This is a genomic window from Streptococcus sp. D2, assembly GCF_006385825.1.
Classification (GTDB): Bacteria; Bacillota; Bacilli; order Lactobacillales; family Streptococcaceae; genus Streptococcus; species Streptococcus shenyangsis.
Map to the genome: position 1 here is coordinate 1 of NZ_VFSI01000026.1, position 714 is coordinate 714.

1 pseudogene is annotated in these 714 nt (G+C 40.1%); it reads right to left on the reverse strand.

The annotated features are described in order from the left end of the window. A pseudogene (locus FJR73_RS10105) lies at positions 1 to 714 on the reverse strand (hypothetical protein); the annotation flags it as partial.

The window sequence follows — 714 nt, forward strand, 5'->3', positions numbered from 1 at the left end:
TCTGCTGGTTTAACGATGTCGTTGCCTGCATTTGGTTTAGTTGCAGCTTCTGGATCTTTCGTCAAGTCTGTTGCTGGAATTACGGCTGTCTTACCTTCTGGGGTTGTAACTGTCGCATTTCCTTTATCATCTACAACTACTGTTGCACCTGGATTTACAGCTTTAACTTTATCTTCGATCGCTTTCTTCTCTTCTGGAGTTAAGTTAGCTGGATCTTTAACTGCTGTCTTATCTGCTGGTTTAACGATGTCGTTGCCTGCATTTGGTTTAGTTGCAGTTTCTGGATCTTTCGTCAAGTCTGCTGCTGGAATTACGGCTGTCTTACCTTCTGGGGTTGTGACTGTCGTATTTCCTTTGTCATCTACAACTACTGTTGCATCTGGGTTTACAGCTTTAACTTTATCTTCGATTGCTTTCTTCTCAGTATCTGTAAGTTTTTCTGGATTTGCTACTACAGTCTTATCTGCTGGTTTAACGATGTCGTTACCTGCATTTGGTTTCTTAGTATCTTCAACAGTACGTACTAATTCTTCTACAGGAATAACTTGTGTTTGACCATCTGGAGTTGAAACTTTAGCATTTCCTTTGTCATCAACTACTACAATTGAGTTTGGATTTACAGCTTCAACTGCTGCTTTAATTTTCTCCTTCTCAGCATCTGTCAACTTAGCTGGATCATTTACAACTACTTTATCCGCTGGTTTAACGATATCG